The organism is Paraglaciecola sp. (assembly GCF_030730205.1).
Lineage (GTDB): Bacteria > Pseudomonadota > Gammaproteobacteria > Enterobacterales > Alteromonadaceae > Paraglaciecola.
The window spans coordinates 1-24,135 of record NZ_JANQVQ010000022.1 but is presented as its reverse complement, the minus strand read 5'-3'; the positions used below and the strand labels follow the sequence as shown (position 1 = coordinate 24,135).

General features: G+C 42.4%; 20 protein-coding genes. 3 read left to right on the top strand and 17 right to left on the bottom strand.

Going from position 1 to position 24,135, the window contains the following annotated elements:
- Window positions 1-113: 113 nt before the first annotated feature.
- The 7 genes from NWQ57_RS02110 to putP all read right to left on the bottom strand — a co-directional run bounded on the left by NWQ57_RS02110 (window position 114) and on the right by putP (window position 8,559).
- Window positions 114-1,841: an SLC13 family permease gene (locus tag NWQ57_RS02110; RefSeq protein WP_306020329.1), complete on the bottom strand. Its 1,728-nt coding sequence runs from the start codon at window positions 1,839-1,841 to the stop codon at window positions 114-116.
- A gap of 14 nt (window positions 1,842-1,855) precedes the next feature.
- Window positions 1,856-3,274, bottom strand: coding sequence for a sulfate adenylyltransferase subunit CysN (gene cysN / locus NWQ57_RS02105; protein ID WP_306020327.1), 1,419 nt, complete (start codon window positions 3,272-3,274; stop codon window positions 1,856-1,858).
- 3 nt (window positions 3,275-3,277) lie between these two features.
- Window positions 3,278-4,066: a 3'(2'),5'-bisphosphate nucleotidase CysQ gene (cysQ, locus tag NWQ57_RS02100; RefSeq protein WP_306020325.1), complete on the bottom strand. Its 789-nt coding sequence runs from the start codon at window positions 4,064-4,066 to the stop codon at window positions 3,278-3,280.
- Window positions 4,056-4,661: an adenylyl-sulfate kinase gene (gene cysC / locus NWQ57_RS02095; RefSeq protein ID WP_306020324.1), complete on the bottom strand. Its 606-nt coding sequence runs from the start codon at window positions 4,659-4,661 to the stop codon at window positions 4,056-4,058. Before cysC ends, cysQ begins: the two co-directional genes overlap by 11 nt.
- Window positions 4,661-5,575 carry a sulfate adenylyltransferase subunit CysD gene (cysD, locus tag NWQ57_RS02090; protein ID WP_306020323.1) on the bottom strand — a complete coding sequence of 305 codons (915 nt, stop codon included), beginning with the start codon at window positions 5,573-5,575 and terminating at the stop codon, window positions 4,661-4,663. The genes cysC and cysD overlap by 1 nt, the downstream gene beginning before the upstream one ends.
- Before the next feature lie 197 nt (window positions 5,576-5,772).
- Window positions 5,773-6,990 (bottom strand): EAL and HDOD domain-containing protein, encoded by a 1,218-nt coding sequence (locus tag NWQ57_RS02085; protein WP_306020322.1) that lies wholly within the window; start codon window positions 6,988-6,990, stop codon window positions 5,773-5,775.
- Window positions 6,991-7,050: 60 nt separating this feature from the next.
- The gene (gene putP / locus NWQ57_RS02080) at window positions 7,051-8,559 is read right to left on the bottom strand and encodes a sodium/proline symporter PutP (RefSeq protein ID WP_306020321.1); all 1,509 of its coding nucleotides are present in this window, start codon (window positions 8,557-8,559) and stop codon (window positions 7,051-7,053) included.
- Between the two features lie 87 nt (window positions 8,560-8,646).
- On the opposite strand from putP, the gene NWQ57_RS02075 reads away from it, so the two are divergent.
- The gene (locus NWQ57_RS02075) at window positions 8,647-9,129 is read left to right on the top strand and encodes a GNAT family N-acetyltransferase (protein ID WP_306020320.1); all 483 of its coding nucleotides are present in this window, start codon (window positions 8,647-8,649) and stop codon (window positions 9,127-9,129) included.
- Between the two features lie 58 nt (window positions 9,130-9,187).
- Here the strand turns inward: NWQ57_RS02075 and NWQ57_RS02070 are convergent, their stop codons facing one another.
- The 8 genes from NWQ57_RS02070 to NWQ57_RS02035 all read right to left on the bottom strand — a co-directional run bounded on the left by NWQ57_RS02070 (window position 9,188) and on the right by NWQ57_RS02035 (window position 17,792).
- Window positions 9,188-9,910 carry a DUF3379 family protein gene (locus NWQ57_RS02070; RefSeq protein ID WP_306020319.1) on the bottom strand — a complete coding sequence of 241 codons (723 nt, stop codon included), beginning with the start codon at window positions 9,908-9,910 and terminating at the stop codon, window positions 9,188-9,190.
- Window positions 9,882-10,439 (bottom strand): sigma-70 family RNA polymerase sigma factor, encoded by a 558-nt coding sequence (locus tag NWQ57_RS02065; RefSeq protein ID WP_306020318.1) that lies wholly within the window; start codon window positions 10,437-10,439, stop codon window positions 9,882-9,884. Before NWQ57_RS02065 ends, NWQ57_RS02070 begins: the two co-directional genes overlap by 29 nt.
- Before the next feature lie 206 nt (window positions 10,440-10,645).
- Complete coding sequence (locus NWQ57_RS02060; protein ID WP_306020317.1) at window positions 10,646-12,367, bottom strand: BatD family protein; 1,722 nt, start codon at window positions 12,365-12,367, stop codon at window positions 10,646-10,648.
- Window positions 12,368-12,369: 2 nt separating this feature from the next.
- Entirely contained in the window at window positions 12,370-14,292 is a 1,923-nt protein-coding gene (locus NWQ57_RS02055) for a VWA domain-containing protein (RefSeq protein WP_306020315.1), read from the bottom strand.
- Complete coding sequence (locus tag NWQ57_RS02050) at window positions 14,292-15,299, bottom strand: VWA domain-containing protein (RefSeq protein WP_306020314.1); 1,008 nt, start codon at window positions 15,297-15,299, stop codon at window positions 14,292-14,294. The genes NWQ57_RS02055 and NWQ57_RS02050 overlap by 1 nt, the downstream gene beginning before the upstream one ends.
- Window positions 15,292-15,834 carry a DUF4381 domain-containing protein gene (locus NWQ57_RS02045; protein ID WP_306020313.1) on the bottom strand — a complete coding sequence of 181 codons (543 nt, stop codon included), beginning with the start codon at window positions 15,832-15,834 and terminating at the stop codon, window positions 15,292-15,294. Before NWQ57_RS02045 ends, NWQ57_RS02050 begins: the two co-directional genes overlap by 8 nt.
- Window positions 15,831-16,811, bottom strand: a complete 981-nt coding sequence (locus tag NWQ57_RS02040; protein ID WP_306020312.1) for a DUF58 domain-containing protein — start codon at window positions 16,809-16,811, stop codon at window positions 15,831-15,833. Before NWQ57_RS02040 ends, NWQ57_RS02045 begins: the two co-directional genes overlap by 4 nt.
- A gap of 24 nt (window positions 16,812-16,835) precedes the next feature.
- Window positions 16,836-17,792 (bottom strand): MoxR family ATPase, encoded by a 957-nt coding sequence (locus NWQ57_RS02035; protein ID WP_306020310.1) that lies wholly within the window; start codon window positions 17,790-17,792, stop codon window positions 16,836-16,838.
- A gap of 372 nt (window positions 17,793-18,164) precedes the next feature.
- Here NWQ57_RS02035 and fadI point away from each other — a divergent pair, with 372 nt between their 5' ends.
- Together fadI and fadJ are read left to right on the top strand one after the other, a co-directional pair.
- Complete coding sequence (gene fadI / locus NWQ57_RS02030) at window positions 18,165-19,475, top strand: acetyl-CoA C-acyltransferase FadI (protein ID WP_306020309.1); 1,311 nt, start codon at window positions 18,165-18,167, stop codon at window positions 19,473-19,475.
- Between the two features lie 10 nt (window positions 19,476-19,485).
- On the top strand, window positions 19,486-21,633 hold the full coding sequence (gene fadJ / locus NWQ57_RS02025) for a fatty acid oxidation complex subunit alpha FadJ (protein ID WP_306020308.1): 2,148 nt from the start codon (window positions 19,486-19,488) through the stop codon (window positions 21,631-21,633).
- A gap of 392 nt (window positions 21,634-22,025) precedes the next feature.
- Here the strand turns inward: fadJ and NWQ57_RS02020 are convergent, their stop codons facing one another.
- Window positions 22,026-22,211: a hypothetical protein gene (locus tag NWQ57_RS02020; protein WP_306020307.1), complete on the bottom strand. Its 186-nt coding sequence runs from the start codon at window positions 22,209-22,211 to the stop codon at window positions 22,026-22,028.
- 187 nt (window positions 22,212-22,398) lie between these two features.
- On the bottom strand, window positions 22,399-24,135 hold a 1,737-nt coding region (locus NWQ57_RS02015), incomplete at its 5' end, for a bifunctional diguanylate cyclase/phosphodiesterase (RefSeq protein ID WP_306020305.1).

Sequence of the window (24,135 nt, the reverse complement as noted above, 5' to 3'; positions counted from 1 at the left end):
TTGTTTTGTTGCTTCTACTAGCCTGTTGATCTTATTTTAAATTAACAGGCTAGTAATACAGTTGTTAAGCGCCGATTTTCGTTTTTACCTCCTTGTTGATTGCCACTAGCGGTTTAGAGCGGGTAGGTTAATTTCAACAAGACAAGTACAATCGTAGAATAACAAATGGAAACAGGTAGACCCATTTTCACAAAGTGCTTTAATTTATAGTTTACAGCACTGAACACCAATAAATTAGTTTGATAGCCGTAGGGCGATATAAAACTGGCACTGGCAGCGAAAGCCACGGCTAAAGCAAATGGCATAAGATCAACATTAAGGACTTGAGCCAAACCGTAGGCAAAAGGAAACATCAGGGCCGCTGCTGCATTATTGGTGACCACTTCCGTTAACAATAGTGTCAGTAGGTAAACACCAACTAACGCCGTAAATGGACTTACATTCGTCATTACAGGTGCTAACACTTCGGTAAGTGAATCTATAACACCGGTATTTTCTAAGCCAGTGGCAAGGCTCAGAGCGCCTACTATCACTAAAATAAGATTGATTGGTAAGTTATTCTTCACTTCATTGGTATTAGTTACACCTGAAACAACTAACAGCGCGAGAAAAAACACCAACCCCGTTGCTAAAGACAATACCGACGTAGCCGCTAATGCGACAACGGTTAAAAAACCGCCTAGGGTAATGCGCTCTTGCCAGGGAGTGAGTTTGGCCGGCATTTTTTTCTCAGACAAGATGAAAAAGTTTTTAGCAAGATTATGCCGTTTATTAAAGTCAGGGCCGGTGGCTAATAACAAAAAGTCACCCGCTTGCAGTTTGATTTCACCTAACTTGCCAGAAAGAGATTCGCCATCTCGTCTAATCGCCACCACGGCTGCATCAAATAAAGCCCTAAAGCCAATGGCTTTTAAGCTATAACCAATGACTTGTGCTCTGTTGGAAATAATGACTTCGGTTAAATTGTCACGCAACAAGCCATTTGATTCTGCAAATAAATGCAAACCTTTGATATGGCTTAAGTTACCGACATTTTGCACATTGCCTGAAAATATCAATTTGTCATTAGCTTGAATAATAAGGTCAGGGGAAACGGGGGATATAAGGTTTTTTTCACGAATTATTTCTACTAAAAAGAGTTCAGGTAGGTTTCTTAAATGATTGTCCTCAACACTTTTACCCACCAGTTCTGAATCCACAGCCACCTTTGCTTCAATAAAATAGTGATTGTATTTATTACTCTTATTTTCGATGTCGGGTAGCCATGAAGACATGATAAAAATCAGCAATCCACAGCTTAAGCCTGCAATCATGCCATAAAGGGTAAAATCCCAAAATTTAAATCCCTCGTGACCATGCTCAATAAGAAAGCTATCTACAATTAAGTTTGTTGAGGTGCCAATCAACGTTACGGTACCACCTAATATCGCGATGTAAGATAAGGGGATGAGTAACTTAGAAGATGAATGATGTTGGTTTTGTTTCACTGGGCCAATCAAACTTGCCACTACGGCGGTGTTATTTAACAAGGCGGAAGAAAAAAAGGTTAAACCAAATAGACGCCAATAACTTTGAGTGTAATTAGCAGTTATCAATGTCCGACCTAATCGTTTGATTAGTGAGGTTTTATCGACCGCGTTACTGACCAATAACAACAGTATCAGCGTCATTAATCCTTGGTTAGTTAAATTATTAATGACTTGATTTAAATTGAGCTGCTGTCCAACAATTAAGGCCAACATGGAAGCGGCAAAAATAGAAGAAGGGCGCTTATCGGTGAGGATAAGCGCCATGATAGTACTGGCAAAAATGGCTATTACCAGATATTGATTAAAGTCCATATAATCCCGAAAGGTTAGACTAGTTTACTGATATCAGTGGCATTCCAATGTGGAAAATGTTTTCTGACCAAGGCATTAAATTCTAATTCAAATTCAGAATAGTGCTTATCTGAGCTTGTGCTTGCGTCTTTTGCCACATCCAGGATCATGCCTGCACCCACAGTACCATTGGTTAAACGATCAATAATAATAAACGCCCCGGTAGAACGGTTTTTCGTGTAAGCGTCACATGCCACAGGCTGAGTCAGTTTTATGGTACCCACAGCTATCTCGTTCAAATTAAGCCTGATTGCGGGCTTGTGCTCTAAAGAGTTAACGTCGATTTGGTACTCGATGTCAGTCACACTACCGGGTACAAACTTAGTGGCAAATTTAAAACCATATTGTTTATTAGGCATCATAGGCTCTTCAGCCATCCACACTAAGTTTGTGACAAAGGTACTGCCTTGCAGCGGCAAATTGTCAGATTTCACAATCATGTCGCCACGAGAAATATCAATTTCGTCTTCTAACGTTAGCGTCGTGGTAAGTGGTGTATGTGCACTTTGTTGTTCACCTTCATAATTAACGATGGATTTAACGGTTGATTGTTTACCTGAAGGAAGCGCGGTTATTTTATCACCCACGGAAATTTGACCGGATACTACCGTACCTGCGAAACCTCTAAAATTAAGGTTTGGACGGTTGACATATTGCACCGGAAAACGAAAATCATCTACGTTAAGATCGTGTGCAACTTTAATGTTTTCTAACATCGTCATCAGGGTTTCACCTTTATACCACGGTGTTTTTTCACTAACGTTTACCACGTTATCACCATCTAATGCAGATAAGGCAATAAATTGAATGTCTGGAATGCTTAGCTGTTTAGAGAACGTTAAATAATCCGCTTTAATCTTTTCGTACACACTTTCACTATAATCCATCAAATCCATTTTGTTGACGGCAACAATGACGTGCTTGATGCCTAACAAAGAGACGAGGAAAGAATGGCGACGAGTTTGGGTTTTAACCCCAGCACGCGCATCTACAAGAATAATGGCGAGATCACAGTTTGACGCGCCGGTCACCATGTTTCGAGTATATTGTTCGTGCCCGGGGGTATCAGCAATAATAAACTTTCGTTTGTCAGTAGAAAAATACCGATAAGCAACATCGATGGTAATACCTTGCTCTCTTTCAGACTGTAAACCGTCAACTAATAAGGCTAAGTCTACTTTGTCACCTGTTGTGCCACTTTTTTTACTGTCTTTCGTAATAGCGGCTAGTTGATCCTCAAAAATCATTTTTGAGTCATGCAACAATCGACCGATTAATGTACTTTTTCCATCATCAACACTGCCGCACGTTAAAAAACGCAGCATATCTTTCTTTTCGTGCTGATCTAAATAACCCAATATGTCGGATTGAAGTAAGGTGTTTTCGCTATTCATAATTCAATAACTCACTAAAAAATAAGGGTTTAAAACGGATTCTTTCTGGTTGTAGCGTAAGGCTTGGGCATCTTTTGATCTAGCAGTGGCCACTGCATTTACCACAGTAACTGTCCCACCAGCGGCTTCCACCACGGCTTGAGCTGCTCCAGTATCCCATTCGGACGTCGGGCCTAATCTGGGGTAAAGATGAGCTGCACCTTCTGCCACTAGGCATAATTTCAATGAACTTCCCATTGCAACTAATTCTGACTCGCCGCCCAAGGCTTCAAGAAATTGCTGTATTTCAGGGCTTTGATGAGAGCGGCTACCAACAATTAACCACTTTTCATTGCCAGAATGGGCTTTGACAGTAATATCTTTCCGAGCCCCGTTTGTTAACTTATACGCCCCTTGGCCAACAACACCCACATAGGTTTGTGCAAGTACTGGCGCATACACTACGCCAAAGACGGCTTGGCCATTTTTAATGAGTGCAATGTTGACGGTAAACTCACCATTTTTCTTGATGAATTCTTTTGTGCCATCTAAGGGGTCAACCAACCAATATTCTTGCCATGTACTGCGCTCTGACCACGGAATATTAGCGGATTCTTCCGACAGGATCGGTAAGTCTGACACCGCTTTAAGACCATCTACAATGCAGTGATGTGCGGCTAGATCGGCTTCAGTTAAGGGGCTCTCATCAGACTTTTCGTACACACTGAAATCACGCTGATAAATTTCCATGATTTTATCGCCAGCGGCATGACTTATTGCAACAATTTTGTCGACTAATTCACTACTTAGCATCAGATAAAAATCCTTTTTCTAGTAACAGCGTGAAAAGTTGATCAGCTGATTCTTCTGCAGTTTGGCCACTGTAGGCTAATTCAATCTCGGGGCTATCAGGTGCTTCATAGGGAGAACTGATACCCGTAAAGTCTTTGATATCACCTTGACGTGCTTTTTGATACAAACCCTTAGGATCTCGTTTTTCACACTCTTCGATGGGCGTATTAATAAACACTTCAATAAATTCGTTTTCAGCTAATAAATCGCGACAGTAATCTCTATCTCGCTGAAAGGGCGAGATAAACGCGGTGATAACAATCAGGCCTGAATCGACAAATAATTTTGCGACTTCACTGATGCGTCGAATATTTTCAACGCGGTCTTTGTCGCTAAAGCCTAGATCGCCACAAAGACCGTGACGTACATTATCGCCATCAAGTAAATAAGTGTGTTTGTGGTGCTCCGCTAATTTTTTTTCTAGCAGATTGGCAATAGTTGATTTGCCAGAACCACTTAAACCGGTTAACCAGATGACACATGGTTGTTGATTTTTGGCTGCTGCACGACGAGATTTGTCTACCTCGTGTTGATGCCAAACAATATTGGTTGCCATTAGAAATAACCTTCCATTTTTTTCTTTTCCATAGAGCCAGATGAATCATGGTCAATAACTCGTCCTTGACGCTCAGAGGTTTTGGTGAGCAGCATTTCTTGAATGACTTCAGGTAGAGTAGCAGCCGTTGATTCCACAGCTCCTGTTAAAGGATAACAACCTAGTGTTCTGAAACGAACTGAACGCATTTCTGGTTTTTCACCTGGCAGCATGGGCATGCGGTCATCGTCAACCATGATTAGCGTACCATCACGCTCTACCACTGGACGAGGTTTGGCTAGATACAAAGATGGAATCTCAATGTTTTCAAGGTAAATGTATTGCCAAATATCTAATTCCGTCCAGTTTGACATAGGGAAAACTCGAATACTTTCGCCCTTGTTAATTTGGGAGTTATAGATGTTCCATAACTCTGGACGCTGATTTTTGGGATCCCAGCGATGGTTATCATCTCGGAATGAGTACACCCGTTCTTTGGCTCGTGATTTTTCTTCGTCACGACGTGCTCCACCAAAAGCGGCATCAAATTTATATTTATTTAAGGCTTGTTTTAAACTGGCTGTTTTCATGATGTCTGTGTGTTTGGCACTACCATGCACAAACGGACTGATATTCATGTCTACACCTTCTTGGTTAATGTGAACCAACAAGTCGAGATCATGTTTTTCCGCCATTTTATCTCTAAAGGCAATCATTTCGTGGAATTTCCACGTGGTATCAACGTGAAGCAAAGGAAAGGGGATCTTGCCAGGAGCAAAGGCTTTTCTTGCTAAATGCAACAATACAGAGGAGTCTTTTCCGACAGAGTACAGCATAACGGGATTATCAAATTCAGCTGCGACTTCGCGGAAAATATGGATACTTTCAGCTTCAAGTTGTTTTAAATGGGTAACATTAGGTATAGCGTTAGGCATAATGACTCTCACACTGGATTAAGTTATATATCAATAAATTCTATGTATAGAACATAACATGAATTAACCGAGAGTGAGTAGACAGATTTATGCTATATTCTTATAAATTAAAGCTTTTCAGATATATGCCTAATCTATAACAATATTTTTACAATGTCGTTGTGTTTTGCGGGCTGCGTAAGGTTCAGATACTTATTTCACAGTAACTTTATTCTCTCCGATGCCCACTGCAAACTCTGTTGAAAGCGCGCCAACACGTGGTCTAAATTAAAGTCTAATGCTTGGCAATACGTTTCAACATTGCACCAATCAGCTGCTTCAAGTAATTCACATAAGGCGAGGTATTCAGCTAATTTACCTTGACGCTTAATGAGTGCATCTTTGAGCGCCTGTGCGATGGGCAACTTTTCCATTAATTCTGCGATATTGGTATCAACCATGGCATCAATTAAAGAGAGTAAACCGATTAAAAAGGCAGAAGAGGGATCCGCACCTTGTTTATCCATTTTTACCATTTGCTCACAAAACCGTGCTCTTGCTAAGGCCATTACCGTTAATTCTTGTGGTTTACCATGGCTAAATTGTGCAGTAAATAACAATGAGATAAAGCGCTTTAATTCAAGTAAACCGAACATTGTGATCGCTTGCTTGAGGCTTTCGATTTTAGCAACGCGCTTAAAAATAGGTGATTGGGCATAACGCAGTAGTTTAAAGGATAATTCGACATCGCCGGCAAAAATGATGGAAATTTTTTCTATATTAGGCTCTGGCTTGCACACTTCTGCCATTAAATTAACAAGGGAGAGTTGGGAAGGCTGAAAAGAGATCGATTTAATGACTTCCGGTTTGCTAAAAAAATAGCCCTGAAAGTATTCACAGCCTATTTCTAGGGCGTGTTGATATTCAGTGTAAGTTTCAACTTTTTCTGCCAGAAGTTTAATATTAGGGTAAGGCTTTACTTCCTCAAGAATCTGCTTTATTTGGTCTTCTGACGATAAGGCATAATCAATTTTGATGATGTCGATATAAGGGAAAAAGTGTCGCCATAGGGGGTCATGTTCGTAGTCATCTAAGGCAAGTATATAGCCTTTTTCTTTGAGCTCGACGCAGGCTTGCAGTAAACGTTTTCCTGGTTTGGCTGTCTCTAAAATTTCTACCACAATTTGTTCTTTGGGCAATAATAAAGGGTAGCCGTTTAGCAAAGTATCGTGGGTGAAATTAATAAAAGCCAGTGTACCTTGTGTGAGGGTTTCTAACCCTAAATTGAATTGTAATCCTTCGATAAGCTTAGCGGTTGCTTGGTTGTCATTAATTTTAGGAAAAACATTTTCTAAACTTTGACGAAAAAGCAATTCATAAGCAAACAAGGACTTATCTCTATTCAAAATAGGCTGTCGAGCTGCGTAAAAACTCAAGTTGGAACTCCTCTTACAACATGGCTGAGTAAAAACCAGACATGTTGAGCCCGATAATTGTTATGAGTGAAACTCTCGTTCTACTCGTTCAAAAGTCGCTTTTATAGACTGATCTTGTTGTTTACTTAATACACTCACAACCACGATAGTAACACTACAGATAATGAATCCAGGGATAATTTCATACACTAACTGACTTAAGCTTTGACCGTTGATAGCGATAGGTGCGTAAACCCAAATAAGCACAGTGATAGTGCCTGTTACCATACCAAGAATCGCCGCTGTTCTGGTCATATTGGGCCAATACAAACTCAGTAAAACCACTGGTCCAAACGCGGCGCCAAACCCCGCCCACGCATTACTCACTATTGACAATATAGAACTATCACGGTCTTGTGCCAATAAAATCGCTACTATTGCCACTAAAGCCACAGACAGACGACCGACAAAAACTAATTCTCGCTGGCTGGCCTTTCGGCGGAAAAATAACTGATAAATATCGCCGGTTAACGAACTGGAGGTCACTAATAGTTGTGAGGAAATCGTACTCATGATGGCTGCCAAAATAGCAGCCAATAAAAAGCCACTGACAAGTGGGTGAAAAAGTACATTAGAAAGATAAATAAAAATAGTCTCAGGATCCGCAATGCTTCCCGCTTGACTTTTAATATAAGCCATACCAAATAAACCAGTAGATAGGGCACCTACTAAGGTGACTATCATCCAGCTCATGCCAATCATGCGGGCAGTTTTGATATCTTTAACTGAACGAATGGCCATAAAACGCACAATAATATGCGGCTGACCAAAATAACCCAGGCCCCAAGACAACATCGATATTATTGTCAGTAGGGTAAGACTTTGGCCTGTCGAAGCGTCAGTAAAAACATCCAGAAAACTGTAATCACCTTTGGTTAAAATATCGCCAGTCAATTGTAAGTCACCAATGTGTAGCAAGGTCACCACAGGGACTAAAATAAGCGCCGCAAACATGATACAGCCTTGTACAAAATCTGTGATACTCACCGCTAAGAACCCGCCAAATAGCGTATAAGCGACGACGACACCCGCGGTAATGTACAAGCCGAGGTTATAGCTTAAGCCAAACGATGATTCGAACAGCTTGCCACCTGCCACCATTCCTGATGAGGTGTAAACCGCAAAAAATACAATAATAACGATAGAAGATATGACCCTTAATAAATGACTATTATCGTTAAAACGATTTTCAAAATAATCGGGAATAGTAATCGCGTTATTGGCAAATTCGGTATAAACCCTTAACCTAGGGGCTATTAAAACGTAATTTAAATACGCGCCAAAGGTCAAACCTATGGCAATCCAGCCACTTGATAAGCCAGACACATACATGGCGCCCGGCAAACCCATTAACATCCAGCCGCTCATATCTGAAGCACCTGCAGAAAGTGCGGTAACTTTTGGGCTTAAACTTCTTCCACCCAGCATATAGCCCGAAACATCAGTATTCGCTTGTTTGAATGAAAACAGGCCAATTGCCAGTACCACAACAAAGTACAAGCCTAGGGAAATAAAAACTGTGGGTTCCATCTATACCTCTATTGTTTGACTGTGGTGACAATGGTTAAATACTAAAAAACATAACGAGGTGGTACGGAACGCCATGCTAGCAACAGTATGAAAAATTCTCTACAAAAATCAACGCATTATATTCAATCTCTTCAATTTAAAGATTTAAGTTGTCAGCAGTTTTATAGGGTGGCTAAATTACGTCAAGATGTGTTTATTATTGAACAACAAAGTATTTATTCGGACTTAGATGGGCTCGATCAACAAGCCATGCACTATTTGTGCTGGTCGTCTGAGCAAAATGATGCCGAACTCATTGGGTATGCACGTACTCGTCAATCGCAAGATTTAATTCATTTTAGTATTGAACGCGTTGTCTTCTCGGATTTGAGCCGGGGTAAAGGGCTAGGCGCGGCGCTGATGCGTTTGATGATAAACGATATCACCTTAAAAAATACGGGCGCTGACATCACCCTTTCTGCTCAACTTGAGGCGCAAAAGTTTTATGAAAAACTAGGCTTTGTGGCAAAAGGAGAGTCGTATGACGATGGCGGGATCGAACACGTCACAATGTATTTTAAGTCGCAATAACGATACTCTGTTCAGCTTTACCATCGCTTAACTGGTAAAGTCTGAACCGATCTTCGGTTTATGCCGAAAACTGAATATTTTTGCTGAGTCTATCTCTCATCTTAGCCACATCGGATGGCACATCACTCACAATCACTAGGCTGGCTTTGCTCAGGTCGTAGGCTTCACTGTTCCACTTACCTTTTACTGCGCTATCGATTGCATACCCCTGCATGTGGGGGACAATAAAAACACTGACTTTGCCATTATCACCTTGCATAACTAAATGCAGGCTCTTGATATTGTCAAAATCGCAAAAGTTGGCGTAATAAATTTGTCCGGTATTGGCTGTCATTTCACCACCAAATCGCGCCAGCTTGGCATTCACTTGAGACAAGCTAATATCTTCACTTGCCCCTAAGGCATAGTCGCCTTCATGTAAGACGTGGGCAATACCATATTCAGATAGGCTAGCAGCCTCTTTAAATTGCCATTGAGTCACACTAATACCCAAAATAAACGCCACCGAGGCCGCTAATGCTAATTGTATAAAATGACTCCGCTGACGTTTTTGAGTATGAACAGCCATAGTTTGACGAAGTAACAAACGATGCGCGAGACCATCTGGTACAGGTATGTTGCTTGCTTCGGTAATTTTTTTATCTAGCTGTTTAATTTCTTTTACAAAAGCCTGTTTTTTGAGATCGTCGCCAGTAGCCTTAGCAAGCTCTTTGTCATTTGGATCAGCTAAGACCGCTCGACGAAATTCTAATTCATCCATTTTGGCGTCCTCTGTGCTCATTTGCTTTTTCTAAAGCCTCTTTTACCTGATTGCGCGCTCTAAATAATCGTGTCATCACCGTATTCTTATTCAAATTAAGTTGTTCTGCGATTTCATCGCCTGAATAACCAAATATAATTTGCAGCATAAGCGGCTCTTTATATTCATCGCTTAAGGCGTTCATAATTGCGCGTAATTCTCGATGTTCTATTTCTACTTCACTACTTAATTGTTCGTCAATAATGGCAACATCATCGATATCCACTAAATCAAATTGTTTGCGCTCAAAACGGCGAGCATTTTCCCGGCGTAATATCGTGATAAGCCATGATTTAGCTGCTTTTTCATCTTGTAATGTATCTAGGCTTTTCCAAGCGCGCAGGAACGTTTCCTGAGTAATATCCTCAGCGACCGCTTTATCTTTGACTAGCCAATACGCATAGCGAAAAATATCGGCGTGCAATGCCAATACTAATGCTTCATATCGTTGTTGTTTATTTGCCATATCACTAGAGACCGAGGCTTCTTTATTTTGCTTTCGCCAAAACATAAATTTTTCCACTGTTTAGCTCACTGTTGGAATATAAAGGTAAAAATGCGAGCGCGAGCTGGTGAAGATAGAACGTATTATGCGTGAATCCATGGGGCTAGCCTAGTTTGAAACAGTGAATTTTAGGATGAGCCGTCGCTCAGATTGAATGTCAGAGCAGTTAGTAGGCAATGGTTGTGCCTACTAACTACCAAAAGCACCGATGATTAAACGCTAGGATAGAGCGGTTTTAAATTATGCTGTTCCGACCTGGATTTGTTTCCATGGCTTTTTACATAAGGTTTAAGTGCTGCATGCAGCGCCTTGTTATCCCAAGTATTTGGCATTTGGCCGTATTGCGATGCCAGCATCAGGTTAACTTCGTTGCTTAACTTAGGGTCTTGGATACGCTGCAGGGATTGCGTTAGCGTGAGATTGGCTTGCCCCACGAAACGAGCTAAAAATGGCCCTAATAATGACGTGATTTGTTTGACATCAGATTGTTTGATGGCGTTTTGTAATATACTCCACTGATCGCCTGTCTGCGGTTTTTGTTGTGCTGTTTTACTTGACTTGCTGCTGACTTGCAGGGGGCGAGATTTTATCAACCAAAACCCTAGTACTAGGGTCAACAGCCACAAAATAAATAATACCGCACTCACACCTTTCCAGAACGGATCGGCCTCAGTTTCGATAATACTGGGCGCTTGCGCATTGCTTGGCTCCAACGCCCCCTTAACATCTATCAGGCCTGGATTATTACTCAAAGGCAAAGGGGCAGTACTTTGGTTAAGGGACGGCAAAATCGTTAGGGTTTTTTCGGGTAGAGTCGTAAACTCGGTCTTCTTAGTGAGTACGTTAAACCAGGGGACTTGCACTGCAGGCAACACAAGCTGACCCGCTTCACTAGGAATAATCGCAACCGACTCTTTGCGCTGGGCAATCAATGTTTGGTCTTTCTCAACCGTGGTGGTTTCAGCTTGATCCGGGTAGGATTTTACAGAGTTGGGGTAAGCACCATTGATAGCGGGTAATTGTTCTTCTACAACGCCAATTGCCGTGAGCGTGATAGTGCGGGTTATAGGCTCCCCTACATGATATTGCTGAGGATTGCCTTGCCATTCTTCGTTAATTTGCACAAAGTCGCTAGGCAGCCAATGATGAGGATAATCGCTAGGAATAGGTAAAACCGTAATAGCTTGGCTTTGTCCAACGCGATTTACCGGTGTACTACGATTAAAAAAGCCAAAACTTTGACGTGAATTATCAATAATTTCACCTTCAAACAAAGGGCCTTCGATGGTAAAAGTACCGCTTTTTTGGGGAATGATAGCGAAGGTTCGTTCAATGACGCGGTAACGACGGCCGTCTTTTATTTCGCTGTATTCTTTATCTTTACCAATTTGTCTAATGTCTGCGTTTTCTAAACGCGGATTAGCAAGACTGCCTCTTTGTAATTCTTGGCCTAAATACAGTTTCACCGTATAGCGTAACTGCTGTTGCAGATACGCTTCTGGCACATCAACTTCTGTTGTAATAAAAATATCTCTACCCTGAGTCGCACCGCTTGACGATATAGGGACCACCATTAGTTCAATAGCTTGGGTCTTTTGACCCCCGACATCAAAAGCTGGAATAGTAAAACGGCCTTCTTTACGCGGGATAAGCACGGTTGTCCAAATTGTGGTTCGAGTCGTATTAAAATTTATCATTTGGGTTTGGGTGCTGACGGAAGTTCTACCCACTACAAAATCTTTCATGAGTATTGATGGATCAAATGCGGAGCGGTCAACATCGTCGTTGGCGGTGATAGTCAAATTAAAAGACTCATCAGCCATCACTGGATTTTTGTCAACACTGGCAATCACTTCATTGGGCTTAGCGTTCACGCTGGTCACATATAACAGCAATAAACTTAGGCTGACGATTAATAATTTTATGGCTCTCACGGTTACCAGTTCCTCTCTAAATTGCTGGGTACTCTTTCACGCTTACGTTGCTGCGCCTCTATTTGCATCTTTCTTTTTAACAAAAAGGCCGGATCGTCGGGCACGCGATTTAGTAAAGTTTGCATGCGCTGCATTTGCTCTTTTTCTTCATCTGTTAACTCTTTAGTTTGCTCAGCCATCGCCTGTTGCTGGGCCTCTTGCGAAGCGTTTTCTGGCTCTTGTTCAGATTGAGATGGTTGCGCTTGTTGTTGCTCGGGCTCTTTTGAATCAGTTTGGGATCCCTGTGTATCGCTATTTTGTGCTTCAGTATTTTCTTGTTCAGCCTTGCTATCTTGACTCTCCTGCTTGTCAGAAGCCTGATCTTGATTTTGTTGTTCTGAATCTTGAGGTTGAGACTGTTGGTCTGACTCCTGATTTTGTTGGTTCTGTTGATCTTGATCTGAGTTTTCACCGTCTTGGTTTTGCTGCGGGTCATTTTGTTGATCAGATTGTTCATTTTGCTGGTCTTGTTGCTGCTGTTCTTGCTGTTGCTGCTGTTCAAGCAGTTTTTCTAACAGGGTCTTATTGGCTAAGGCATCTTGATAATCTGCTTGTTCGGCAAGGACCTCCTTATACAATGCAATTGCCTCAGGATATTTGCCTAACTGTGCCAAGGTATTCGCTTGGTTATAGCGCCCATCGATACTATCTATTTGGCTAAATGCCTTTAGCGCTTGTTCGTAGTTTTCATCTTTGTATAGAGACGAGCCTGCCCACAACGGATCTTCAAAGGTCTCTGCCGCGTGTTTAAACTCTCCGGCGTGAAAGGCTTCTAAACCCTGTTGGTCTTTGGTTTTCCACATGTCTTGCCACCAACCTGCTTCCGCTTTTGGCGCATACATCGGTAGAGCAAAAGCGATGAGAAAAACAGGGATTAAGCCTTTTCGAAAGCTGTAAGCGGCCAAGGGAAGCAGCAAGAGAAGTAAATAAGGTCCTAATTCTTGCCATTTATCACCAAAGTTATCATCGCCAGCAGATTCTTGCTCGCCAGCATTATTGTCTAGCAGGGTTTGATTCACTAGATAGTCAATGTCACTATCATCACTTTGTAAAGGAGCATAGCGGCCTCCACCTTGTTTGGCTAAAGTTTGCAGATTGCTGGTAGGTAGTTTGGGGATCACAATAGCGCCGTTGGAGTCTTTTAATAACTCCCCATTGAGTGTTTGTACCGGGGCACCTTCCTCAGTACCCACCGCTAAGATAGATAAGCGATAACTTGATTTGTTTAATAGGTCGCTGATTTCTTTTAATTGACGATTATCTACACCGTCAGTTATCCAAAAAATATCTCCCTGCTGATAATTCGCGCTTTTAAGGAGATCAAACGCAGTTTGCAAACCCAAGACTGGGTCGCTACCCGGTATCGGCATAATCTCGGGGCTTAAGCTGGGAATCAACGCCGTTAAATTTTGCCCATCACTGCTAAGCGGACTAATGGTAAATGCATCTCCTGCATAGGCCACTAAACCTGTTTCACCTTCGGTTAATTTTTTGACTAAATCAATGGCCTTATATTTTGCGCGAGTCAAGCGGTTTGGTTTGATGTCAGTCGCTCGCATCGACATAGACATATCCATTAGTACCACCTTACCGGTGTTTAACTGAAAAACGGGTTGTGGCAAGCGTTCCCAAGTGGGGCCGGCTAACGCAAGTGTTGCTAACAACCAACCAAGAACGAGTAATCCAAAAGGGTATTTGTGAGATTTTTGTGTACCATGACTAACAAGATGTTTGTATAGGTGTCCCGCCAGTACAGACTGCCAGCCTGTTTGCTGTTTACTAAAATAAGCTAATAAGATTGCAATGATAAAAAGGGGGACAAGTGCCCATAGCCATTGAATTCGTAAAAAGTGAAAGTCTTGTAGTTGCAGTAAAAACTCACTCATTACTTAGTCCTCCCTAAGCGCGCGGTAATGCCTTTGGCTGACAGTATCTGATACAAACTCAGTAATACGGTCAAAAGAAGTGATAGCGCCAAAGGATAATAAAACAGGGCTTGCAAGGGGCGCATTTGGCGACTTTCTCTGGCAATCGGCTCAAGCTCATCCAGTTTGGCGTAAATATTTTGCAGCGAAGCCACATCGCGGGCTCTAAAATATTGACCACCAGTAGAGGTGGCTATTTGGGTCAGCATATCTTCATCCAACTCTTGAGAGGGATTAATTTGCCGACTACCAAAAAAGCTTTGCATCATCATTTTGTCGGCACCAACACCAATAGTATAAACAGTTACTTCGTTGTTAATCGCCAATTCATTTGCCTGTTCGGGTGTGATGTTACCAGCGGTATTTTGGCCATCCGTCAATAAAATCAGGACTTTGTTAGACTCTTCTCTGGCATTGAAACGTTTGATCGCAAGGCCAATGGCATCACCAATGGCGGTTTGTTCACCCACTAATCCTATCAAAGACTCTTTGAGTAATTGGTTGACAGTATCGCGGTCATAAGTAAGCGGGGCTTGCAAATAGGCGGTATCGGCAAAAAGAATTAGGCCCAAGCGGTCACCGACTCGGCGCTCAATAAAGTCACTCAAAACATACTTGATCATTTGTAGTCGGTCTACTTGGCGGCCATTCACTTCCATATCTTCCATTTTCATACTGCCGGAAAGATCGACTGCAATCATCAAGTCTCTACCTTCAGCGGGTATATTCACTGGCTCGCCAAGCCATTGAGGGCGAGCAGCGGCTATTACTAAGGCGGACCAAGCGACCGCGGCGATGAGTATTCGTATTTTATTGGTTTTTTTACTGATGTGGTCAGCTGAGAACCCTTTTATTAAATGCGGCACTTTTAACGCTGCGGGCTGCACTTCCTGTCGAGCAGGTAATAAATAAACAACAATAGGCAAGGGCAGCGCAAGTAGCACCCATATCCAAGCAAACTCAAACATGGCTTGCTCCTTGTCGCTGATGAATATGTTGCTCACTCCAGCGGCTTAAATTCAGTGCGACTTTTCTGTTGGAGAGTTTTGCTGAATTAATCCAAGCCAAAACGAGGCGTTTATCTTTTTCATAATCCGCCTCTGAATCAGCGCCCACTTGATACAAACGCTGCTGAAATTCACTCATTTGTTGCTTAAAAAGGGCTTGTTTGCTGGTAGGCAAGGTTAAACTTAAAAGTTGACTAAGGTGCTCACCGTAAAGTTGTTGCACAGGCAAAGTTGGGTAGTAACTCATCAATACGCGTTTTACTATACTGTTTAAGCCAAGGCGCCATGCTCCGCTTTCAAAAGAAAGTGCTCTTATCTCTTGTTTGGCTTGGCGTTTTGCTCGGCCGCGCATATGGCGTTTAATCAACAATACAACGATTAGACTCAGCAGCACTAAAGTGGAAAATGCCACTAACCACCAGCCATATGCAGGTGGCCAAAAGTTGACTGTGTCTGGGATATGAATGTCTTTTAATTCAGACAATGAGTTGTTCATGAGCTTGTCCGAGAAAACTGATTGAGTTGCAATTCTAAGGGTAAGCCTGCACTGATAGGCACCACTTGTGCTTTACACTGCTTAAGTACATGTTCAATAGAAGAAAAATAGGCGAGATGCTGCTCAAAGTAACGGGATTCCGTGCTTTGTTCTCCTAATATTAAGTGTTGTTGTTCAACGCCATTAGTCAGGGCGACACGCTGGCTTATTTTTACTTTTGGTAATTCGTGTTCAAAGGGATCGCTCATTGGATAAGCAACCACTTCACAGTGCCTGCTTAGCTGAGAAATATGTTGCTTAGCCAATTCGTTTAACTGACTAAAATCACTTAAAATGAAAACCAAACTTCCTGGATGGGCTAAACGACGGATGCGGGCGCAGGCATCAGCAAAAGTAACACCTTGAGCGGTTTGTTTTGATTGGAAGGTATCATTTTGTTGTGCATCAATCGACTGTGCTTGGACTTTTATCAAACTATTTAGAAGCGACAAAACGGCTTTTTGACGGGTTAGCGGTTTACACTCAATATGTTGAAACTGATTAAAAATTAGTCCGCCAATACGGTCGCCACGTTTGCGCGCAGCCCAAGCGAGTAGGGCACTCAAATGCGCCACTTGAACTGACTTAAACAGTAATTGCGTGCCAAACTGCATGCTTGACGACAAGTCGGCTAATACAAAAACGGGGCGCTCTTTTTCTTCGCGATAGATTTTTGTATGGGTTTTACCGGTTCTAGCGGTAACTCGCCAGTCAATAGCACGGATATCATCGCCCGCTTGATAATGCCGAGCTTCATCAAACTCCATGCCTCGGCCTTTAGTTTTTGCCAAATAGGCACCTGCCAATTTGGCTTGCACAGTTTTACGTGGTGATAAATTAACTAAACTCGTTTTACCTTGATAGTAAATGAGCTCTCGTATACCAAGATTGATGCCATCACTCTGATGGGCCGACAACCAATTTTCAACATCCAACATCGTTTTACCTTTTCCGTATGACGCCTAAGGAACAGCCACGAGTTGCAAAATCTTATCCAGTACCTGATTACGATTTATACCTTCTGCTTCTGCTTCGTAACTCAGTATTAATCGGTGGCGCAATACATTGTGAAACACCGCTTGTATATTATCTGGGCCAACAAAATCACGTCCCATCAGCCAAGCATGGGCGCGCGCGCATTTATCCAGAGCAATGGTTGCCCGTGGACTTGCACCAAATTCAATCCAGTTAGCCAAGTCATTATCAAATTTATCGGGTTGACGGGTCGCAATGATGAGTTGTACTAAATATTTTTCTAAACCTTCATCTAAGTGAATTTTTAATAATTCTTGGCGAGCTTTGAATATGTCAGCTTGAGTGAGGTTAGGAGCTTCAATCATATTGGTATGCAGCGCTTCGTTGCGGGTAAGCCGTAAAATTTCTAGCTCTGTTTCAGCGCCTGGATAGTCGATTTCAAGATGCATTAAAAAACGATCAAGCTGAGCTTCTGGCAACGGATACGTACCTTCTTGTTCAATGGGGTTTTGCGTTGCCATCACTAGAAATAGCTCAGGTAGAGCATAGGTTTTATTGCCTACCGTTATTTGTCTTTCAGCCATCGCCTCAAGGAGTGCAGACTGCACTTTTGCTGGAGCTCGATTGATTTCATCAGCCAATACCAGGTTGTGAAAAAGGGGACCTTGTTGAAAAACAAAGCTGCCGTTTTCTGGTCGGTAAATATCAGTACCGGTTAAATCAGCAGGGAGCAAGTCTGGCGTAAACTGCACGCGATGAAAATCACCTTCGACTCCCTTAGCAAGGGCGTTAACTGCTCTCGTTTTAGCTAGGCCCGGTGGGCCTTCAACAAGCAGATGTCCATCGGCTAATAACGCTAAGAGGATATTTTGTGTCAAGGTTTGTTGGCCCACTACTTGAGTATCAAGGTAGGCTTGCAATTGAGAAAACTGAGCTCTTGCCATCTTTTCTTATACTTCCTTCTAACTAACGGGTGAACAGCATGGTGTGTAACACACTGCTATTTTAAGCTGCTGTACTGACAATGCTAACCTATATAGGGTTCCCCTTCTGAAAAACAATGTTACAAAGTCCTAATTAGTTCAGCATATTAGCAGTACCTTCAGTTCAATATAGTAAAAGCAGCATTTTCATCGACGACGCTAAGCGCTGAAAAGAACGCGATTACTATTTGGCCAAAATTCGGTACTTTAGAAGGCCTATTGTTTTTTATTGGTCTAACTTTAAAGCCAAGCAGGCTCGCTTGAACAACTAAAATTATCCCTGTACAATCTGTGATACACAACAGGTCAGACCACTAATTCGAAGGGCATACCATGACTACAAAGCAAAACGTCACAACTAGACAGGGCGACCGTATAGCGATTGTCGCTGGATTACGCACTCCATTCGCCAAAATGGCTAGCTATTTCCACGGAGTTCCCGCCGTCGATTTAGGTAAAATGGTCGTCAACGAGATGTTAGTTCGCAATAACCTATCCCCCTTGGAAATAGAGCAATTGGTATACGGGCAAGTAGTACAAATGCCCGAAGCACCCAATATTGCCCGAGAAATCGTGTTAGGCACGGGTATGAACGTACATACCGATGCTTACAGCGTGTCGCGAGCTTGTGCCACCAGTTTTCAATCTACAGTGAGCATTGCCGAATCGATGATGGCCGGAAATATTAGTGTAGGTATTGCAGGTGGAGCTGATTCAACTTCTGTGTCACCCATTGGTGTGTCAAAAAATCTGGCGAGAGCTTTAACCGATTTACAAAAAACCAAGACTTTAGGACAAAAGTGGGGGGTGCTGAAAAAACTGGGTTTTAAAGACCTGTTGCCAGTACCACCAGCTGTAGCAGAGTATTCGACAGGTTTGTCTATGGGGCAAACGGCTGAACAAATGGCTAAAACCCACAATATCAGTCGTCAGGCACAGGATGAACTCGCTCATCGTTCTCATACATTAGCAGCGCAAAGCTGGAATGAAGGTAAGCTTGCTAATGAGGTGATGACAGCCTATGCAGAGCCTTTTAAAGGGGCGCTGGAGCGTGACAATAACATACGTTTTGACTCAAAGATTGAAGGCTATGCGAAGTTACGTCCGGTGTTTGATAAGAAGCACGGTTCAGTAACCGCAGCAAATGCTACCCCGCTAACCGATGGTGCTTCAGCCATTATCATGATGACAGAAAGCAAAGCAAAAGCCTTGGGTTATAAGCCGCTAGGGTATTTGAAGAGCTATGCTTGGGCTGCCATTGATGTTTGGGAAGACATGTTGATGGGCCCTTCCTATGCGACTCCCATGGCATTGGACAGAGCGGGTATGACACTGCAAGACCTCACATTAATTGAAATGCATGAAGCTTTTGCGGCGCAAACTCTGGCTAATTTAAAAATGTTTGCCAGTGATAAATTCGCGCAAGAGAAACTTGGCCGTAGCAAGGCAATTGGCGAAGTGGATATGAGTAAATTCAATGTGATGGGTAGCTCTTTGGCCTACGGTCATCCATTTGCTGCAACGGGTACGCGTATGATTACGCAGATGTTAAACGAATTAAATCGTCGTGGTGGTGGCACTGGCTTACTGACCGCCTGTGCCGCGGGTGGCTTAGCTGCCGCTATGATCGTCGAAACTGAATAAGGGCAAAATAATGACAGAGCAAACTCAAAATATAGAATCTCATCCTAGCGCATTTAGTTTAGCTACTCGCGATGATGGTATAGCCATTCTCACCATGGACGTGGTGGGGGAGTCGATGAATACGCTTAAAGTCGAATTTGCCGAGCAAATAGATACTGTATTACAGCAAATTAACGCCGATAAAAGCATTAAAGGTGTAGTAGTAATAAGCGGAAAACCTAACTCATTTGTGGCAGGTGCTGATATTAGTATGTTAGCTGCGTGCCAAAGTGCCGAAGATGCTGAAGCTATCGCTGCTGGTGGGCAAGCCATGTTTCAACGGATTGAAGAGATGTCGCAAACGTTTGTTGCGGCGATCCATGGTCCGGCCTTAGGTGGAGGCCTAGAACTGGCATTGGCTTGTCATTACCGCGTATGTTCAGACAGCGACAAAACTCAATTAGGTTTACCTGAAGTGCAACTTGGATTGTTGCCTGGCAGCGGGGGGACACAAAGATTGCCACGTCTAATTAGTGTGCAGCAAGCAATGAAAATGATGTTAACTGGTGCCTCAGTGCGCGCCAAACAAGCGCTTAAATATGGCATTGTGGATGATATGGTCCCGCAATCCATATTGCTTGATGTGGCTATCGAAATGGCGAAAAAACCTAAAACTACTCGCAGTAAGCCCAAGCTCGACGTAATGGGACAATTTTTAGAACGTACGTCAGTTGGCCGTAATCTCATGTTCAGTCAAGCCCGTAAACAAACTGCACAAAAAACCCAAGGCAATTATCCTTCACCTGATCTGATCATTGATTGTATCGAAACAGGCTTAAATCAGGGCGTGAAAAAAGGCCTGCAAGTGGAAGCACGTAATTTTGGCAAACTCGTTATGACGCCTGAATCTGCTTCATTAAGAAGTTTGTTTTTTGCTACCACCGAGATGAAAAAAGAGACCGGTGTGCAAGGTGTCGCACCCAGTAAGCTGAGTAAAATAGGCGTGTTAGGCGGGGGTCTTATGGGCGGTGGTATCGCTTTTGTTACGGCTACAAAAGCGGGATTGCCTGCAAGAATTAAAGATATTCGGCCTGAGGGTATCGCAAATGCGATTAAGTACAGCTATGACTTACTTAATAAAAAGGTCAAAAAACGCTTTATGGCTAAATCGCAGATGCAAAAGCAACTGTCTCTGTTAACAGGAACGGTAGATTACTCCGGTTATAGTGACCTTGATGTGGTCATTGAGGCTGTGTTTGAAGATCTAAACTTAAAGCAGCAAATGGTGGCTGAGATTGAAGAAAATTGTGCTGAGCATACGATTTTCGCATCAAACACCTCTTCTATACCTATCGGCCAAATTGCCGCCAAAGCCGCACGACCAGAACAAGTTATTGGTCTACATTACTTCTCTCCTGTAGATAAGATGCCTTTAGCTGAGGTTATTGCTCACGAAACAACGTCTGATTTAACTATATCAACCACGGTGGATTTAGCTAAGCGTCAAGGCAAAACTCCCATAGTGGTTAAAGACGGCGCTGGTTTTTATGTTAACCGTATTTTGGCGCCTTACATGAACCAAGCTGCAGAGTTAATTTTAAGTGGGGAGCCGATAGAAAAAATTGATAAAGCGCTGGTGAAATTTGGTTTTCCTGTTGGTCCGATTAAGCTGTTAGATGAAGTTGGCATCGATGTAGGTACTAAGATTATTCCTATTCTACAGGCCCAGTTCGGTGAGCGATTTGCCGCGCCAGAGGCATTTAATAAAGTCTTAGCGGATGACCGAAAAGGTAAAAAGAATAAAAGAGGCTTTTATCTTTACTCGGGCAAAAAACCAGGAAAGGTGGTCGATGAGTCAATATACACCTTACTAAGCTTAAGCCCTAACTCAACAATTAGTCAGGCCCAGATTGCAGAGCGGTGTGTTCTGACCATGTTAAATGAGGCCGCGATGTGTCTTGACGAAGGCGTTATTCGAAATGCTAGAGATGGGGATATAGGCGCCATATTTGGTATTGGATTCCCACCATTCTTAGGAGGTCCTTTTAGATACATGCATAATTTAGGTATTGAGCATGTCGTTGCCAGATTAGAACATTACCAAGGCTTGTATGGTGATAAGTTTGCACCTGCACCGTGTTTAAAAAATATGCAAAAAACTGGCGTAAGCTTTTATTAACCATTAGAATGCGCGCGTTTTGAGTTTTAAGGGCTACTACGGATAATTTGGTACTCCTTTTGTTTAACAAACGGCAACTTATTGCCCCAGAGAGAAAACAGTGATTGCTTATATACTTTGTTCGATTTTATGTAGTGTCTTGTATTATGTTCAGGCGTATAAGACGGGCTTGCGAGCTAAAATGTGGGCATGTGTTGGCTTGGCTCTCGGGCCAATGGCTTTTCCCTTGTTAAAAGCCCAGCAACGGATGACGTTATTAAAATCTCGAGGTTTACAGAGTGTTGTATGGCTGGCATAGCCTATCATTAATCGCTAATTGTGAAAAAGAGAGCCTAGGCTCTCTTTTTTTTAGGTCAATTCCGAGGAAAGACGCTGATATTGATGCTTCATCCTTAAAAGCGAATTGTTCCAGTTTTGATACCATAAAAACGAATCGTACCCGTTTTGATACCATTTTTAGTGGTGTCAAGCTGGCTGGTTGTTTCTGTTTTTGCTGGAGCCTGAGAACCTTCAACAGATTTAACTGCTACGGGGGCCGTGGTGGCGAGTACTACTGCTACTGCATAAGCTTTCAACATCTTTGCTTTCCTATTATTTATATTATTGACGTTTTTGCCGACATATTTTTGTCAGTCAATAATACTTTAGCGAGAAGCGTGCCAGCTTTGCTTTGAGCGTAAATTTTACCTTAAATAAATTTTTCTATTTGCTATATATTAACGTGAATGAAGATGAAAATTTTTAAAAATCAATGCTTTGTGATTTTTAGCGTTCGTTTTTATAAATGATTTTATTTAGTTCATGGTTTTCTTTTAACAAGCGTTCAAAGCGTACAGAGCTTAAGGGTTTGCTGTATAAATAGCCCTGTAACATCTCACATTTAAACCGACGTAATATTGACAATTGGTTTTCATGCTCCACACCCTCAGCGACAACTTTTAATCCAAGGTTATGAGCAATAGTAATGATGGCCTGCGTCATATGCCTGTCTTCACTGGTTGTTGCAATATCATCAATAAATGCTTTATCAATTTTTAAAGTGTTTATTGGGAAACGTTTAAGATAAGCCAATGACGAGTAACCGGTGCCAAAGTCATCTAAGGCAAGGTGGATCCCTCGCTCACGTAAACGCTGCATCATACGTAGGGCACTTTCAGGGTTTTGCATTAAAGTACCTTCAGTGATCTCACATTCTAAATGCAGGGGCGATAGGCCTGCGCGCTGCAATATACTGATGATCCGCTCATCTAAATCAGGTAGCTCAAATTGACGAGCAGAGATATTGACCGCCACTCGTCCAGTAAAGAGGCCCGCATCCACCCAGCGTTTGGTCTCTTCGCAGGCTTTACGTAAAACCACTTCGCCAATTTCGATTATTTGCCCTGTCTCTTCGGCCAAAGGGATAAACTGAGAAGGGCTAACTAAACCTTTGTCTGGGTGCTCATACCGTACCAAGGCTTCCATACTAACTAATTTACCACTGGCGATATCTACTTTCGGTTGATAGAACACCGTAAATAAGTCTTCTTTTAGACCATGCCTGATTAAGTTCTCTATTTGTAATTGGCGAACTGCATTTTGGTTCATTTCGCCACTGAAAAATTGATACTTATTGCCTCCTGCATTTTTAGCAAAATACATCGCAGTATCTGCATTTTTCAACAACTCTTGCGGTGTACTGCCATCTTCCGGATAAAAAGCAATACCCACACTGGCACCGAGCACAAACTCTTGTTTATTGATTAAAAACGGGCGGGCCATATTGTCTAATATAGTTTGCGCAAAGTGGGTAATGCGGTGAACATCAGTGCCCTTATCAATAAGGATACTGAACTCATCGCCGCCAAGGCGATAACAAGTGGCGTCAGTACCCGCAATACGTTGTAAACGTTTCGCAATTTGTTTTATTAGGATGTCACCTGTTTGATGGCCTAAAGAGTCATTAATCTTTTTAAAGTTGTCCATATCCAAACAAATCAGCGCGTGATGCGTATCCCTGCGCACAATATTGTTGTGACTGGCTTGAAAAAAGGAGCGATTGGGTAATTCTGTCAGTGGATCGGTATTGGCGAGTTTTAACAGCTCTTTCTCTGTGGTTTTACGGGTCGTTATATCCGAAAATACCCCTACATAATGGCTTATTTTACCGTCTTCATCGCTTATAGCATCAATGTTTAGTTCCATTTCATACTTTTCACCATCAGTTCGGCGAGACTCTACTTCACCTAACCAGTTGCCTTTTTGTCTTAAGGCTTTTTTAACTTCTTCGGTAAAAGCCCCGGGATATTGATGAAAGGTCAGGTAGCTAACAAGTGCTTGCTCTCTGGTTTCTCCGGTATATTTACAATACGCATTATTAACCGATATAAATTTAAATGCGGTATCTGTGATAAACACCCCATCGGAAATAGTTTCAATTGAGCGTTTAAATAGCTTTAACTGTTCTTCAGCCAATTTCAAATGGCTAATGTTTTTTAGGGTACCTGTCATGCGCATCGCTTG